The sequence below is a fragment of the uncultured Bifidobacterium sp. genome, assembly GCF_945269915.1.
Classification (GTDB): domain Bacteria; phylum Actinomycetota; class Actinomycetes; order Actinomycetales; family Bifidobacteriaceae; genus Bombiscardovia; species Bombiscardovia indica.
In genome coordinates, this window is sequence record NZ_CALYOY010000013.1 from 1 (window position 1) to 16,362 (window position 16,362).

Annotated in this window: 14 protein-coding genes; 11 read left to right on the forward strand and 3 right to left on the reverse strand. The window is 57.5% G+C overall.

Features of this window, described 5'->3' with window-relative positions:
* Nucleotides 1–322 precede the first annotated feature (322 nt).
* Entirely contained in the window at nt 323–1,261 is a 939-nt protein-coding gene (locus tag Q0K62_RS03665) for an aldo/keto reductase (protein ID WP_297316631.1), read from the forward strand.
* A 44-nt stretch (nt 1,262–1,305) separates the two neighbouring features.
* Complete coding sequence (locus Q0K62_RS03670; protein ID WP_297316632.1) at nt 1,306–1,557, forward strand: hypothetical protein; 252 nt, start codon at nt 1,306–1,308, stop codon at nt 1,555–1,557.
* 28 nt (nt 1,558–1,585) lie between these two features.
* Here the strand turns inward: Q0K62_RS03670 and Q0K62_RS03675 are convergent, their stop codons facing one another.
* Both Q0K62_RS03675 and Q0K62_RS03680 read right to left on the reverse strand, forming a co-directional pair.
* Nucleotides 1,586–2,431, reverse strand: a complete 846-nt coding sequence (locus Q0K62_RS03675; RefSeq protein ID WP_297316633.1) for a nitroreductase family protein — start codon at nt 2,429–2,431, stop codon at nt 1,586–1,588.
* 252 nt (nt 2,432–2,683) lie between these two features.
* Nucleotides 2,684–2,962, reverse strand: a complete 279-nt coding sequence (locus Q0K62_RS03680; protein WP_297316634.1) for a DUF4235 domain-containing protein — start codon at nt 2,960–2,962, stop codon at nt 2,684–2,686.
* Nucleotides 2,963–3,108: 146 nt separating this feature from the next.
* Between Q0K62_RS03680 and Q0K62_RS03685 the strand changes: the two genes are divergently transcribed.
* Together Q0K62_RS03685 and Q0K62_RS03690 are read left to right on the forward strand one after the other, a co-directional pair.
* Nucleotides 3,109–3,807 carry a histidine phosphatase family protein gene (locus Q0K62_RS03685; protein WP_297316635.1) on the forward strand — a complete coding sequence of 233 codons (699 nt, stop codon included), beginning with the start codon at nt 3,109–3,111 and terminating at the stop codon, nt 3,805–3,807.
* Nucleotides 3,808–4,135: 328 nt separating this feature from the next.
* Nucleotides 4,136–6,589, forward strand: coding sequence for a glycogen/starch/alpha-glucan phosphorylase (locus tag Q0K62_RS03690; RefSeq protein WP_297316636.1), 2,454 nt, complete (start codon nt 4,136–4,138; stop codon nt 6,587–6,589).
* Nucleotides 6,590–6,644: 55 nt separating this feature from the next.
* Here the strand turns inward: Q0K62_RS03690 and Q0K62_RS03695 are convergent, their stop codons facing one another.
* Nucleotides 6,645–7,655, reverse strand: coding sequence for a LacI family DNA-binding transcriptional regulator (locus Q0K62_RS03695; RefSeq protein WP_297316637.1), 1,011 nt, complete (start codon nt 7,653–7,655; stop codon nt 6,645–6,647).
* 564 nt (nt 7,656–8,219) lie between these two features.
* Between Q0K62_RS03695 and Q0K62_RS03700 the strand changes: the two genes are divergently transcribed.
* The 7 genes from Q0K62_RS03700 to Q0K62_RS03730 all read left to right on the forward strand — a co-directional run bounded on the left by Q0K62_RS03700 (nt 8,220) and on the right by Q0K62_RS03730 (nt 16,226).
* Entirely contained in the window at nt 8,220–9,569 is a 1,350-nt protein-coding gene (locus Q0K62_RS03700) for an ABC transporter substrate-binding protein (RefSeq protein WP_297316638.1), read from the forward strand.
* A gap of 121 nt (nt 9,570–9,690) precedes the next feature.
* Nucleotides 9,691–10,545, forward strand: a complete 855-nt coding sequence (locus tag Q0K62_RS03705) for a sugar ABC transporter permease (RefSeq protein WP_297316639.1) — start codon at nt 9,691–9,693, stop codon at nt 10,543–10,545.
* On the forward strand, nt 10,542–11,378 hold the full coding sequence (locus Q0K62_RS03710) for a carbohydrate ABC transporter permease (protein ID WP_297316640.1): 837 nt from the start codon (nt 10,542–10,544) through the stop codon (nt 11,376–11,378). Before Q0K62_RS03705 ends, Q0K62_RS03710 begins: the two co-directional genes overlap by 4 nt.
* A gap of 94 nt (nt 11,379–11,472) precedes the next feature.
* Entirely contained in the window at nt 11,473–12,072 is a 600-nt protein-coding gene (locus Q0K62_RS03715; protein WP_297316641.1) for a DUF624 domain-containing protein, read from the forward strand.
* A gap of 83 nt (nt 12,073–12,155) precedes the next feature.
* A complete protein-coding gene (locus Q0K62_RS03720) occupies nt 12,156–13,199 on the forward strand; it encodes a LacI family DNA-binding transcriptional regulator (RefSeq protein ID WP_297316642.1) in 1,044 nt (347 codons plus the stop codon).
* 184 nt (nt 13,200–13,383) lie between these two features.
* On the forward strand, nt 13,384–14,730 hold the full coding sequence (locus tag Q0K62_RS03725) for a GH32 C-terminal domain-containing protein (protein ID WP_297316643.1): 1,347 nt from the start codon (nt 13,384–13,386) through the stop codon (nt 14,728–14,730).
* Nucleotides 14,731–14,912: 182 nt separating this feature from the next.
* Entirely contained in the window at nt 14,913–16,226 is a 1,314-nt protein-coding gene (locus tag Q0K62_RS03730; RefSeq protein ID WP_297316644.1) for an ABC transporter substrate-binding protein, read from the forward strand.
* Nucleotides 16,227–16,362: the final 136 nt, after the last annotated feature.

Genomic DNA, 16,362 nt, shown 5'->3' on the forward strand with positions numbered 1-16,362 from the left:
GGCGCAACGTCAGCGACCGGACCGACCACGACCACAAACCCATACACATCACCATCACAGGGACCAAGGACTCTTTGGCACACACCCGAACCTCACGCCTGAACAACCGGAAAAACCATCCAACACCCCCTCTACCCTGCGGTCTCCACTCTTTCACGGATACCAGCAGAGCACACTATTCATGCCGTCGCTGTAGATCTGAACTGATCAATCCCGGTCTCGAAGTTGGTACGGTTGTATTGTTTGGACAATTGAGAATCTACGTCTCCGTATCATAGGGGTACGGCGATAGAATGATGGTGACTGGATTTAAGGACACAACATGAAATATATGAACATCGGCACCTCTGGTGTCAAAGCATCCCGTGTGGCTCTTGGAGTCATGCGCATCGATACCAAGTCGCCGGAAGAGGCTGCCACAATAGTGCGGACGGCCCTGGATGCTGGAATCGACTACTTCGATACGGCAGATTGCTACCATGGTGGTGAAAGCAGCAGGGTGTTGGGTCGGGCCCTGAAGGAACTCGGCATCGACCGGGCCAGTATCGGCATCCAGACCAAGGTAGGCATCTACCGCGATCCTGCCAGTGATCAGATCACACGGTACGACTTCTCTGCCAAGCACTTGATTCAGGCTGTGGACCAGGAACTGAAGAATCTGCAGACCGATTATGTCGACTACCTACTCCTGCACAGGCCGGATACCCTGGTTGAGCTGGACCAGTTGGCAGAGGCCTTCAACACGATGCAGACCTCGGGGAAGGTCCGGCACTTCGGGGTCAGCAATGTCAATCCTATGCAGGTAGAGCTCCTGCAAAGCGGAATCAGCCAGAAGTTGGATGTCAATCAGATTCAGTTCGGCCTAGGACATACGGGCATGGTTCAGCAGGAATTCCACGTCAACATGATTGACGATTCCAGCCTGGATCACGATGGCGGTCTGATTTCCTACTCGCGCCTGAAGCACATGACCATTCAGGCCTGGAGCCCCTTCCAGACGGGCTTCTTCGAGGGGGTCTTCATCGACAATCCCAAGTTCCCCGACCTGAATGATTGCCTGCAGAAAATCGCCGAGCAGCACGGCGTCAGCAAGAGCGCCATAGCCGTGGCATGGATTCTTCGCCACCCAGCCGGCATGCAGGTTCTGCTGGGGTCCATGACCCCCTCCCGCATTACCGAGATGGCAGCAGGTGCCGATGTGGATCTGACCGCCCAGGAATGGTACGACCTGTACCTTTCCGCCGGGAACGACCTTCCCTAAGATAATTCCGGTAGGTCGAGCGGCTCGGTTTCAAGGTAGTTCCCATGCACTATTTCACTCCCAAGCGATGCGCAAGCACGTCGAAGATCATGTATCATGACAAGGCAAAAGCGCTCCGTGCAGCTGATCAGAGCCTGATGGAGCGGGGTGCCCGGCTCTGGGTGTATCGGTGCCAGTACTGTGGTTTCTGGCATCTGACCAGCCATGAGCCGGGCTCTTACACCCGGGTGCCCCTCAATCAGCAGCTGAAACCCCATTCGAGGAGGAAGGGCTACAAGCCCCGGCATTTGAGATGAGGATGCCACTAGCAGGCCTGCCGCTTGGTTATCGGGTCATATCGAATCCCTGTGCCTGGATGGAGGGGAGCATCGGCTCGTGGTCCTCCTTGGGGTTGCAGGCCTTGTCCGCGATAATCCTGCTGAAAGTCTTGCGCGGAGCATCCATGTGGCGCAGGTCCCGGTAGTAAAGCTTGACCGTCTCGTCAAAGTCCTTTAGTGCCTGGTCCGGGGTGCCCGGGGTATCGGACCGGCCATAGGAGTCGAGGAATATCTGGGCCGGCCTGGGCATGCGGGGCTTCATGGGTGGATCCTGGGCAGGATGGCCTATGGCCAGGCCCAGTACCGGGTAAACCAGGCGTGGCAGGTCGAGCAGGTCGATCATCCGATTCACATCATTGATGACGCTGCCGAGGATGACACATCCCAGACCCATGGAATTGGCCGCGGTTTCCATGGCATGCAGGGCGAGAACGGCATCGTTCTGGGACTGTAGGAAGACATACCCTGTGTTGAGTACGAACCCTTTGGAGTCGATATCGATACCTTCGCGCTTTGCCAGGTCCGCATTGCGGCGCTGGTCGGCCAGGAAGATGTAAAGGAGGGGAGCCTGGGCCACATAGTCCTGGTGGGCCATGTCTGCGATGGCCCTGGCCTTGGTCGGGTCAGAGATGCGGATGGCGGACCACTCGTTGAAGTACCTGCTGGTGGCGGCATGCTGGGCCGTCTCTTCAAGCAGGGCAACCGTGTCGGGATCGATTGTCTCATCGGTGAAGGCGCGGATGGTCCGACGGTTGAGCAGTGTGTTGATGGTTTCGTTGTGTATCGTGGCTTCTGGTTTGGCGGATCTGCCGCCCTTCCCGGGTCTGCCGGGGGATTGTGGTGAAGTGGTCATGGGTCCCATTGTGTCCATTGCAACAGACGGGCACAAGACCCTGAAGGGTGTTCTTGCTGTGGGAGTAGTGACATATACCAACGCATGCCCTCCGTGCCGACTGCTTCGGGGTGCGCAAAAGGATGTATGACGGGTTGATCCGTAAAGCCTGATTCATGGCCGTTGACCCGTAATCTTACTCATGACATCCGGGTCGGTGAAAGCCGGCTTGTGGCATGCTGGCTTATGCGAGCCCGCTGAGGGGCGTGGCCTCTACTTATGGCGCCGATCGATCAAGGTCTGGGAACCCCGTTCGATCAGGGTTGATGCCAGTGTGGTCACGGCGGCCGAAAGGACGGCGAACAGCAAGCCAGCTGTGGCGCTCTCCTGGTCACCCTCTTCGGTGTCCACGCCACCGTTGCGTTTGCGCACCAGGCTGCTCCAGAAGGCTTGGAAGAGCTTGCCGGCCACCAGACCAGCGATGCTGGGGAGGGCAAACTTCGCAACCTTGTCCATGAGTGTTTCCGGATCCGACTCAATCGAAGAACGCATGCTGTTCACCTTTTCATCTATCCGGTGGAATACGCCGACCAGCTGGTCGGCTTGATTGCCCGGTTCCTGTCCTACCATGCTCATGAAGCCATTATTCCACGGATTTGGCTTAAAGGTGGCGCACTCGTGGGTGGTAAGATACCAGCATGATACATGCTGCGTCATCAGGCAAGGATGCCTCGAACGGCGGATATGCCGTGCTCCTGCGACACGGACAGACCGCATGGAGTGAGACGGGTCAGTACACGGGCAGGACGAATCTGTCCCTGACTGCAGAAGGCAGGAATCAGGCTAAAGCGGCAGGTGAGCGATTGCGCCTTGCCTTCCCGGATGGATTCGACCCTGAGTTTACCTTTGCCAGCCCCCTGCAGAGAGCCCAGGAAACGGCCCGGCTGGCTGGTTATGATCGGCTTGCCGATATGCCCGAGATCGTGGAATGGGATTACGGTCACGCTGAGGGACGTCGGCCTGCGGACGTGAGTGCCGAGATCGGGAGGGACTGGTGCCTGTGGGTTGACGGACCCCAGGCGCTGCGTGGCTGCCCGGCCCAGGATTGGAAGACCGAACTGCCGACTGGTAAGCGGATTAAGGTTCATGTCACCGAGGGAGAGACCCTGGACCAGGTGGCCCGACGCACCCGCAAGGTCGTGTCCCGTATCGAGCCTGTGGTCCGTGCAGGCGGACACGTTCTCCTGGTCGCCCATGCCCATGTTTTGCGTATCCTGGTCACCCAGTGGATGGACTTGGATCCGGACAAGGCCCAACTCCTCCGCATGGACACGGCCCATTACGGTGTGCTCGGCATCTACCAGGACAAGCGCGTCCTCAAGCAGTGGAATGTGTGAATCGTCGGTACCGTCAGCACTCCCCGGTGCGCATAGGCTGTAGTGGCCATCGGCTCACGATACATGCAAACGGTGTCAGCTTGGTATATGTCCGAGCCTTATTGGAGATAATCTGCTTCTGTGTGATATTTTAGGGTGTCTATGATAACGTATGCAATACGGTAAGTCGCATGGCCACCATGCGGCGTCATCGGTGACGATAACGGAATAAGGCCGGTCTCCTTTCGGTATGGAATCAAGCCGAATCGCCCCTCGGGCGTACAGCTGACACAGTGTCGTGGGGAGGTTGATATGGCCGGATGTATGCAATATATGGAGGCAGCAGAAGATGGTTGATGCGACCCAGTCGGGCCTGTCGATGTCGGCAGAGGAGTTTGCCCAGGCAGTGCGTCAGAGAGTGACGAATGCCTATGGCACCGAGTGTTCCCAGGCACGCGTCGAGGACGTCTATCAGGCTGTTGCCGGCCTTGTCCGTGAGCAGCTGATGCGCTCCTGGGTCAGGAACAACCAGCGAATGGTCGAGGGTTCCACCAAGGCGGTTGGGTATTTGAGTGCCGAGTATCTGTTGGGCAAACAGCTCTCCAACGCCCTGTTGAATGCCGGCCTGACCGATCAATTCGATGAGGCCATGCAAATACTGGGTTTTGACCCCAGGAAGGTCATCGAAGCGGAGCATGAACCCGGTCTGGGCAATGGTGGCCTGGGGCGTTTGGCGGCCTGCTATGTAGATTCACTGGCCTCCCTTGACGTACCGGCCTTTGGCTACGGAATTCGGTACGACTACGGCATATTCGAGCAGTCCTTCGACAGCCAGGGCCGACAGGTCGAGCGCCCTGACTACTGGCTGGAAGAGGAAGACGCCTGGGGTCATGAGAACCCGGGCAGGGTGCAGAGGATATCCTTCGGTGGCCGCGTGGTAAGCAAGGACGTCCGCCGGGTCTGGGAACCAGAATGGTCGGTCCGCGCCGTACCGGTCGACTACCCGGTTCCGGGATATGCATCCGGCAGGGTCAACACCCTGAGGCTGTGGGAGGCTCGGTCCTACGATGAATTCGATTTGGATGCGTTCAATAAGGCGGACTATCTCGGTGCCGTCAAGCCCCAGGTGGAGGCCGAGACCATCAGCAAGGTGCTCTATCCGGAGGATTCCACCACTGCGGGCAAGTTGTTGAGGCTCGAGCAGCAGTACTTCTTTGTGGCCGCCTCCATTGCGGATGCCATCGCCACTTTCTACCCGGGCGAGGAGCATCCGGATCTCACGGGATTGCCCGATAAGATCTGCTTCCAATTGAATGACACGCATCCGGTCATCGGTATCGTTGAGCTGATGCGGGTATTGCTTGATGTCTATGGGTATGAATGGGGCCAGGCCTGGGAGATCACCCGGTCGACCTTCAACTACACTTGTCACACCCTTCTTCCCGAGGCCCTGGAGGAATGGCCGGCGGACCTCATCGCCCAGCTTCTTCCCCGTCATATGGAGATCATCGAAGACATCGATCGTCATTTTGTGGCGGAACTGCAGGCCAAGGGGGTTGGTGCCGATCAGATCGACAGGATGCGCATCGTCACCCCTGGTGATGGCCGCAGGGTCAGGATGGCCTACCTGGCCACTGTGGGTGGGCAGAAGGTCAACGGTGTGGCCGAACTGCACTCCCAGCTGCTCAGGGACATCACTCTGAAGGACTTCAACGCCGTCTACCCCCAGAAGTTCACCAATGTCACCAACGGGGTCACCCCTCGTCGGTTCATCCGCTTGGCCAACCCCCGACTGTCCGCGCTGATTACGGAAGGCCTGGGTACGGATCGGTGGATTTCCGACCTTGACAGGCTGGAGGGTCTGGAAAAGCTCGCTGATGATGCCTCCTTCGTGGATCGGTTCATGCAGGTCAAGAAGGCGAACAAGGTGGACTTCGCGGATCATGCCGAAAGGCGCTATGGATTCCGCCCGGATCCGTCGACCATGTTCGATGTCATGGTGAAGCGTCTGCATGAGTACAAAAGGCAGTCCCTGAAGATACTGTCGGTGATTGCGCAGTACAACGCCATCAGGAGTGGCGCGGTCGATTTGACCACGATGCAGCCTCGGACCGTGATTTTCGGCGCCAAGGCTGCTCCCGGCTATGCCATGGCCAAGCTGACCATTCAATTGATCAACAATGTGGCACGGGTCGTCAATGCCGATCCTCAGGTCAATGGCCTCCTGGGGGTCTACTTCCCCTGGAACTACAACATTGAGCTGGCCGAGCACCTGATACCCGCCACCGATCTGGATGAGCAGATATCGCAGGCGGGCAAGGAGGCGAGCGGCACCAGCAACATGAAGTTCGCCCTGAACGGTGCCCTCACCGTTGGTACGCTTGATGGCGCCAATGTAGAGATCCGCAACCAGGTCGGGGAAGACAACTTCTTCCTCTTCGGCATGGACGTATCGCAGGTGCAGGATCTGTACGACCGTGGGTATGATCCGCGGGCCTACTATGAAGCCGATTCACGGTTGAAGGATGCCGTGGACATGGTTGCATCGGGTGCTTTCTCGTACGGTGATACCAGCACGTACCGGGATCTGGTCCAGGACTGGTTGAACAAGGACTACTTCATGACCATGGCTGATTTCACCGCCTACATGGACATCCAGGATGACATCGAGCAAGCCTACAGGGACGATGGGGAATGGGCACGTAAGGCGATACTGAACATCGCCCGCTGCGGTACCTTCAGCTCCGATAGGGCCGTCGAGGATTACCTTGACCGGATCTGGATGACCGGACCACAGGACTGAACGGCATCGTGCGGGTGACATCCGGTTGCGACCGCATGTCACCCGCACGGGTTTCTTACGACCTGGGAGGTTTGGTCGTGTCCCTCAGCACCAGATGGGTCGGAAACATCTGGAAGCGAGTATGAGGTTCGCGGTCGGCGATAAGGTCCAGAACCTTTTCGGCCGCCGACTTGCCCATGGCGTATGGGTCCTGCCTGATGGTCGTCAGGCCCATCTGGCGGCTATAGGTGCTGTCGTCGAAGCCGATCATGGAGAGATCCTCCGGTACGTGTCTTCCGTAGCGGCGAATTCGGTAGAGGACGGGTATGGCCAGCTCGTCGGTCTGGAAGCAGACGGCCGAAGGGGCAGGGTCGAGGGCCAGCAGCTGGGAGAGTGCCGAGTTGGAGACGTCCTGGCCCGGAGGACACTGTATGGCTGTGACCTGATCGGTGATACCGGCATCCTTGCAGGCGTCCATGAACCCGGCAAGGCGTTCGTCGGCACGGTATTGGAAGGGTGAGCCGTGGCCGGCCCTGACGAACGCAATCCTGTGATGGCCGAGGCCTATGAGGTGGTTGACCGCCAGTTTCATGGAATCGTGGTCATTCACGTTGACCGCCGCGTTGAACCGGTCGGTGGCAGGTATGTTGATGCCTACGATCGGCACGTCCATATCTCCGAGTTTGGCTATCTCCTTCGGCTCGATGTTGAAGGAGCAGACGACGATGGCATCGGCGTTGCGTCGGACCGGCAGGTTGGTGAAGAAGCGGTTGCGCGCTTCAAAGGTGTTCATGGAGTAGATCGAGATGTCGTAGCCGGCATCCTGCAGAACGTCATTCAGGCCTTCGAAGACGTGGCTGTTGAACCATTTGGTGATGCTGTCGCTGATAAGCATGGCGATGCGCAGGGATTGCCCCGATTTCAAGGCCGCAGCCGACCGGGAAATCCTGAAGTCCAATTGCTCGGCCACTTCCAGCACCCGATCACGGGTGCGGCTCGACACCAATTGCGGACGGGTAAAGGACCTGGACACCGTGGAGACGGAAACCCCCGCCTTTTCGGCTACATCTTGGATTGTGGACTTCATCGACCCCCTCCGATCGGCAGGCACCTATGACGGCGGGAGAACACCTGAGACCTGAACATGGGCAAACCGACCATACCTATCCTCCCGACTACAGTGTGACAGCAAGATTTCAGCAAGGTGTCCGGTTCGGAGACAACGATAGCATCATCTTCCATACTATTGCCCTTGCAATTATATGATGACCGGCCTCTTGAGATCTGGTTCTGGATGCTATGTGGGCGTTTCACTGGTCTGCTCACGAGATGGTTACGTTTTCATTATTGAGACACACGGTGGGGTCCTTCTGGTTGGATCTGCTCCACAGTTGCAGGGATGGTCCCGAAAGTTGCATGTTGCTACATTCCATCGCCCGGATGCTGGATCCACCCGACATCTTGTCTTTCTTACGGTCTTTAGGGGACAGCCTGAATTTGGTCGAGAAGTGGCGGACCGGCATGGCACGTATGCTATCGTTTGCATTTTTTGGAAATTTGTAGACAATGGTAGATAGATCGGATTTCATGTCAACGCGGATCCAGTGCATTGGCATCGTGAGGAATTCGGCACGAACAAGAGAAAGGTTCGATGATGAATCAAATGGTAACCAAGGGGGTCGGTCTTCTGGCGGCCCTGACCTTGTCGGTTGGTGCCCTTGCGGGATGCGGTTCCTCGTCTTCATCCGGAGACGACAAGGCCGATGCGGGCAAGGTGTTCTTCATGAACTTCAAGCCCGAGGCAGCGGATCAGTGGAAGGACATCGCTGACGAGTACACCAAGGAGACCGGCGTAAAGGTCGATGTGCAAACCGCCGCTTCCGGCACCTATGAGCAGACGCTCAAGTCGGAGATCGCAAAGTCACAGCCTCCGACACTCTTCCAGGTCAACGGCCCTGTGGGTCTGTCGAGCTGGAAGTCCTACACGGCCGACATGTCCAAGAGCGAGGTTTACAAGCAGCTCAACAACAAGGACCTGGCCCTGAAGTCGGACGATGGTTCCCAGGTGCTCGGTGTCCCCTATGCCATGGAGACCTATGGGTTGATCTACAACAAGGACATCCTCGGCAAATACATGAAGCTCTCGGATGCCAGGGTCAAGTCCGTCAAGGAAATCGACTCCTTCGAGAAGCTCAAGGAGGTGGCCGACGGTATCCAGCAGCATAAGGATGAACTCGGTGTCAAGGGTGCGTTCACGTCCGCAGGGTTCGATTCCAGCTCCGATTGGCGCTTCAAGACCCACCTGGCCAACATCCCCCTCTACTATGAGCTGAAGGATGAGAACGTCAAGGCACAGCCCGAGACCGTCAAGGGCACATACATGCCTCAGTTCAAGCAGATTTTCGATCTGTACCTGAAGGACTCCACCACCGATCCCAAGCAGCTGAGCTCCAAGACCGGTGATGACGCCAACTCCGAATTCGCCCTGGGTGAGGCCGCACTGTACCAGAACGGGACCTGGGCATGGTCGGACCTGGAGAAGGCGGGCATGGACAAGTCGAACGTGGGCATGATGCCCATTTACATCGGGGCACCCGGCGAGAAGAAGCAGGGACTGGCCACAGGATCCGAGAATTACTGGTGCATCAACAAGAAGGCCTCCAAGAAGGACCAGCAGGCCACTGAGAAGTTCCTGGCCTGGATGATCACATCCGAGAAGGGGAAGAAGGCCATGAGTTCCGACATGGGCCTCACCACCCCTTTCAAGAGCTTCGACAAGGTCAAGTCCGACAACCCCCTGGTCGAGGAGGCCGTGAAGGACTCCAAGTCGGGCAAGGAGCAGGTCGGCTGGAACTTCACCATGATGCCTTCCGAGCAGTGGAAGAACGATCTGGGCAACGCCATGCTGGAATATGCCCAGGGCACCGGTGACTGGGACAAGGTCAAGAGCGCGTTTGTCGACAACTGGGCCAAGGAGTATCAGGCCAACCATAAGGCTTGAGACTCTCGATCCTGTTCCCGCAAGTGGTCGTGTGAGTTGACTCGGTCCTGCACGCCTTCCGGCCTTTGGCGCGGAAGGGGTGCAGGACAATCTGAACAGCGGGGATCGAGGAAGGATATACATGGTTTCGATGGTTGGTAGGTCTGTTCGTAGGTGGTGGGGGTTGTTTACGTTGCCTACGGTGTTGGCTTTTGTTGTTGGTTTTGTGGTGCCGTTTGTGATGGGTGTGTATTTGAGTTTCTGTCGGTTCACGACGGTGACGGATGCGCGGTTCATTGGTCTGGGGAATTACCGGGCGGCCTTGTCGGATGGTGAGTTCTGGCATGCGTTGGTGTATACGGTGGCGTTCACGGTGGTGACGACGTTGGTGGTCAATGTCGTGGCTTTCGCGGTGGCGTTCCTGTTGACGAAGGCGATCCGCGGGGCGAATGTGTTCCGTTCGGTGTTCTTCATGCCGAACCTGATCGGCGGGATCATCCTGGGGTATATCTGGTTGTTGCTGCTCAACGGGGTGTTGGCCCATTGGGGTCGTTCGATCACGTATTCGGGTGTGTATGGGTTCTGGGGGATGGTGATGTTGTATTGCTGGCAGCAGATCGGCTATATGATGATCATCTATATCGCGGGTCTGCAGGCTCTTCCCGGTGATGTGATCGAGGCGGCGCAGGTCGATGGCGCCAATGGGCGGCAGACCTTGTTCCGGGTGACGTTGCCGTTGATGATGCCCAGTATCACGGTGTGTTCCTTCCTGACGGTGACGAACGGGTTCAAGATGTTCGACCAGAACCTGGCGTTGACCAACGGGGCCCCGTCGAACACGTCCGAGTTGTTGGCGCTGAACATCTACCGGACCTTCTACGGCAGGACCGGTTTCGAGGGTGTGGGCCAGGCCAAGGCGGTGGTGTTCTTCGTGATCGTGGCGGTGATCGCGGTGTTGCAGAACAGGTTGACGACCAGCAGGGAGGTGTCGGCATGAGTGAGCGTATCAGGCATTCGTGGTTGTGGACGGTTCTGTTCACGGTGGTCTCCCTGTTGTGGGTGTTCCCGATCGTGCTGGTGGTGGTCAATTCCTTCAAGAACAAGGCGTATATCTCTCGTGACGCGTTCTCGGTCCCGCGGGGCCGGGCCTTCGTGGGGTTGGATAACTACGCGCGGGGGATCGAGCGGACGAACCTGTTGGCGAGCTTCGGCTGGACCGTGGTGGTCACGGTGGGTTCGGTGGCCCTGATCCTGTTGTGCACGTCCATGTGCGCCTGGTGGATCGTGCGGGTGGGCAACCGGGTGGCGAGGTTCCTGTACCTGTTGTTCCTGTTCAACATGATCGTGCCGTTCCAGATGGTGATGTTCACGCTTTCCAAGCTTGCGGACATGCTGGGGCTGAACACGCCCTGGGGGTTGTGGATCGTGTATCTGGGGTTCGGCGCCGGTCTGGCGGTGTTCATCTTCACGGGTGTCGTCAAGGGCATCCCGGTGGAGCTGGAGGAGTCGGCCATGATCGACGGGGCGAGCATCCCGCGCACCTTCTTCGGGATCGTGGTGCCCATCATGCGTCCCTCGATCGTGTCGGTGGCGATCCTGGAGGCGATGTGGATATGGAACGACTTCCTGCTGCCCTACCTGACCCTGGACATGCGTAAGTACAAGACCATGAGCATAGCGATCCAGTACCTCAAGGGCGGGTACGGCAGCGTGGACATGGGGGCCATGATGGGATGCCTGGTCCTGGCCATCATCCCCATCATCGTCTTCTACCTCGTCTGCCAACGCTACATCATCAGCGGCGTCCTCGCCGGCGCCGTCAAAGGATAACCACACACAGGAACCAGACAGGACCGGCCCCGGTGTATCGTCAGGATAACCGAGCCGGTCCTTCCATACCCGGCACCACACCCCGGAGGCGATCATGAACTTCCTTTCACCGGACTCCGGTTTCATGCGCGGCTTGTCCGATGCCATAGACGCCATCTGGATCAACCTCCTGATGGTGGTCACCAGCCTGCCTTTGGTAACGGTGGGTGCCGCCTTGGCGGCGGGGCATGACGCGGCAAGGCGAATGCTGGAAGGCCAGGGGAACGTCACGGCTAACTACTTCAGGGCCTTTAAGGCGAACTTCGCCAAGGCCACCCTGATCTGGCTGGTGTTCGGCCCGACCCTGGCTGTCCTGGTCTTCTCCTGGGTGGTCTTGCAGATCCCCCTGCTCCTGATCGTCAAGTTCGCCTTCAGTATCGTCTGGATCATCGGTTTCGAGTGGGTGTGGGCCCTGCAGGCCAGGTTCGAGAATTCCGTCGGGCGCACACTCTTGAATGCCATGGTTTTCGGCGTGGTCGGATGGATCAGGACCCTGGCCATGGTGGCCATGGACCTGTGCTACCTGGCTCTGGTTGCGGCATCATGGTTCTACATGCCTCAGGGGCTCTTCCTCCTGGCCATTCTTGGGTACGGGACCCTGATCACGCTGCACACCCCTCTCCTGAATGGGGCTCTTGCGCGGTACGTGTCCTGATTCCCGGTGAAAGGGGACTTTACCTATCGCCCGGGTCCGGGGCTGAGGCGGAAAGTTGTGCCGCGCGATTAGGATTGGACAGCATGGTCACATTGCAGGATGTCGCACGGGAAGCAGGCGTTTCGATTGCCACGGCATCCTGGGCGGTCAATGACAACAAGAATGTCAGGATACCGGAATCGACCAGGAAGAAGGTCAGGAAGGTCGCCGAAGACCTGGGGTATCGGCAGAATGCGATGGCTCGGAGTCTGGCCAGGGGGCGCTCCGACCTGATAGGGTTCGTCAGCGACGGCGTGGCCACGTCGCCATTTGCCGGCCAGGTTATTCAGGGTGCGCAGGATGAGGCATGGCGGAACGGCAAGATACTGCTCATCGTCGATACGCATGGCGATCCAAGCATAGAACGCAGGGCCTGTGCTTTTATGCTGGAGCGCCAGGTTGAGGGAATCGCCTACTCGTCATGGGTGCATCATGAGGTCCAGCCTCCACGCGATCTTGGCAATGTCAACGCGGTTCTGGTCAACTGCTTTGACAAGAGGGGGCGTTTTCCCGCCGTTGTCCCCGATGAGGTCCAGGGCGGACGTACCGCCACGGAGCTACTGATTGAAGCGGGACACAGGAGAATAGCCTTCGTCAATGATGTCGGAGTCTCGCCTGCTTCGAAGGGGCGACTGCAGGGGTACAAGGAGGCTCTTGCCCATGCAGGGGTGGCTTTTGACCCGGACCTGGTCCTTCAGTGCAGGGCTGACCAGGACGGTGGTTATGGGGTGATGCGGCAGGTTCTGCAAACGCAGGCCACGGCGGTGTTCTGCCACAACGACAGAACAGCCATGGGTCTGTATGACGCCATGCGTGAGCGCGGACTGCATGTGCCCGATGATCTTTCAGTCGTGGGATTCGACAATCAGGAACTAATTTCGGCCCATCTCCATCCGGCCCTTTCAACCGTCGGTCTGCCCCAGTATGAGCTGGGTGTTCTCGGCATCCGTACCCTCCTTCAGTACCAGGAGCGACGAACAGAAGGCGCGACCAAGAAGGGGGAGGGTGTCAACAAGCCTTTCTACGAGCCCATACGAGTGGTCTGCCCACCTGTCCGCCGGAGCTCAGTCAAGCCCATAGCCGACTAGTGGGTGCCAGAACGATTCCTTAGGGTTGGAGGCTCGCATTTGACTTTCGGTGTAAGGAATCTATAATAAGTGCTTAATCGCTTAAACAGAGCAGTCGAAAGCGTTGTACTGAGATATGAGAACCCGAAAGGACATAATGACGAAGCTGTACTATCAATTCCCTGGCACTTGGTTCGGTGATTGTATGCCCTTTGGGAAGGGCGATGAGTTCTACCTCTTCCACCAGCGTGATGATCGCGATCCTGTTCCCTTTGGTCAGCCTTTCGGCTGGTCGCTGGCTACGACCAAGGATTTCGTGCACTATAAGGACTGCGGTATCGCTATACCTCGGGGAAGTGACCAGGACCAGGACCAGTTCATCTATGCCGGCAGCATCTTCCAAGCCGAGGGGCAGTACCACGCTTTCTACACTGGGTATAACCGGGATTATCCAGCCCAGGGCAAGCCCTCGCAGGTGCTGATGCATGCCGTCAGCGATGACCTCCAGCATTGGCGGAAGACCCAGGACGCCCTGACCTTTACCCCTCAGGAGGGGTACGATCCTGACGATTGGCGTGACCCCTGGGTTATTCGTGATGAAGACAAGGACCAGTACCTTCTGGTGCTGGGTGCCAGGAAGCAGGGTCCGAAGACCAGGCAAAGCGGACGGACCGTGGCCTTCACCTCCAAGGATCTGAAGGACTGGCGATTCGAAGGCGACTTCTGGGCTCCCGACCTGTACACCATGCATGAGATGCCTGATCTGTTCAAGATGGGTGACTGGTGGTATCACATCGTTACCGAGTACAGCGACAAACACGGCATGATCTACAGGATGGCACCCAGCCTGGAAGGCCCGTGGACCGCCCCTGTCGACGACGCCTTTGATGGCAGTGCCTATTATGCCGGAAGGACCTTCGAGCTGAACGGCAAACGCGTCCTGTTCGGCTGGGTCGCCACCAAGGAACACGACGATGACACGAGCAATTATGAGTGGGGCGGTACATTCGTGCCCCATCAGATCATGCAGCGTCAGGATGGTTCACTGGGCGTGCAGCCGGTGGACACCCTCTGGGAGTCCTTCGACGATCGGCGTGCCCTGCCTGATGTGAGCCTGGATTCACCCGACAGGTGTTCGGAACAGGTCCTGGATGATCAGAGCGGTGACTTGATCAGCTTCGAGGCCGATGTCTCATTCTCTGCCGGTACGCGTGCCTTCGGTTTGCGTCTGTATGAAAACGAGCAGACCGGTGAATCGTACCAGTTCGATTTCAAGGTCGGTGAGAATCGTTATCTCTTTGAGGGGAACCCGAACTACCCCTGGTTCAGCAACATGAACATTGGGCTGGAAAGGCCCATAAGGCTCGAACCTGACACCGTGTACCACATGCAGCTTGTGGTCGATGACACCATAGCCACCTTATATGTTGATGGTGTTGCCCTGAACGCCCGGGTGTACCGCCATTATGGGGACGGACTGAGTATGTTCGTCACCGAAGGCTCCATCAAGGTCTCGGGCATATCCATCTCCAACACCTTGAAGGAGGTGTAGTCACTTACCAAGAACCCATCAGGTAACCGGCATCCGTCGATGACGCAGTGGATGCCGGTGAGTACGATCCCACCACCCATGAAGCGTGAGTGGAGTCTTTTTAGCTTAAGCGCTTATCCATTTGTGATTGAAGTGAATAAGCGTCCCGATAAAGTAGTCGGTCTCAAAGCAATGGAGTGAATATGAGAAGAATCATGAAGGCCACGGCGGCAGTAGGCGTCCTGGTGCTGTCCGTCAGTGGGCTTGCCGCCTGCGGAGGGTCTCAGGAGAGCGCGGATAAGGGTCACGTGTACTATTTGAGCGCGAAACCCGAGCAGCAGGATGAATTCAAGGAGCTGGGCAAGCAGTTCACCAAGGATACGGGAATCCCCGTCGATATATCAGTGGCATCATCGGGTACTTATGAGCAGTCCCTGAAGAGCGAGCTGGCCAAATCGAATGCCCCCACCATGTTTGATGTCGATAACAATGACTTCCAGAACTGGGGGGATTACTACAGTGACATGTCGGGCACCGGCATTTACAAGGATCTGAAGAACAAGGATTACGCACTCAAGCTCAATGACAAGGTCATTGCAGTGCCCTATGTCATGGAGCGCTACGGAATCATCTACAACAAGGCTTTGATGAAGCAGTATTTCGACGCAAAGTGGTCGAGCATCAAGTCCATCAAGGAAGTGAACAATTTCAAGGCCTTGAAAACTGTCGCTGATGAGATCCAGGAGCATAAGGGGGATCTGGGCGTCAAGGGCGCTTTCAGCTCGGCAGGATTCGACGCCAGCTCCAGCAAGCGCTTTGGGGATCAGCTCGCCCACATTCCCGTCTATTACGAGTACCGGGACCAGAATGCCGTGGAAGAGCCCCCGACCATTTCAGGCAAGTACATGGAGAACTTCAAGAACATCTTCGACCTGTATCTGAAGGATTCGACCACCCCGCCGACCCAGCTGTCGAGTGCGACGATGGATGACTCGAACAACGAGTTCGCCACCAAGCAGTCCGTTTTCCTGCAAAACGGTTCATGGGGGTACCCGCAGATAAAGGACCAGGATGTGCCCGATGGGGATATAGGAGTGCTGCCCATCTACATCGGTGTCCCCGGTGAGGAGAAGTCCGGTCTGACGGTCAGTTTCATGTACTTCGCCACCAACAAGAAGGCCTCCGACAAGGATAAGAAGGCGACGGCGCAGTTCCTGGATTACTTCCTGAAGAACAACAACGCCAGGAAGATCGTGACTGACGATATGGGCTTCGAGACGCCTTTCAAGTCATATGAGAAGGATGGCTTCAAGTCGAAGAACCCTGTTCAGCGGGCCAATGATGCCTACGCCAAGGCCGGTGATTACGATACGGTGATTCACCCGCTTCCCAGCGCCCAGTGGGTGGCTTCGCTCAGCGATGCCATGCTTGAGTATGCTCAGGGAACAGGTGACTGGTCCAAGGTCCAGAGTTCGTTCGTTGACGGCTGGGCCAAGGAGTACAAGACCACGCACTGACAGGAAGGCAGAAGTCCAGGGTGGGGGCGTTCCGTCGGATTCCCGCAGAACGTCCCCGCCGGCCCTACCGGTGCAGCGGTTGATGGCGAGGTACTCATTGTCGAGTGCCGTGACTGATTCCAAAGGAAAGGGATGA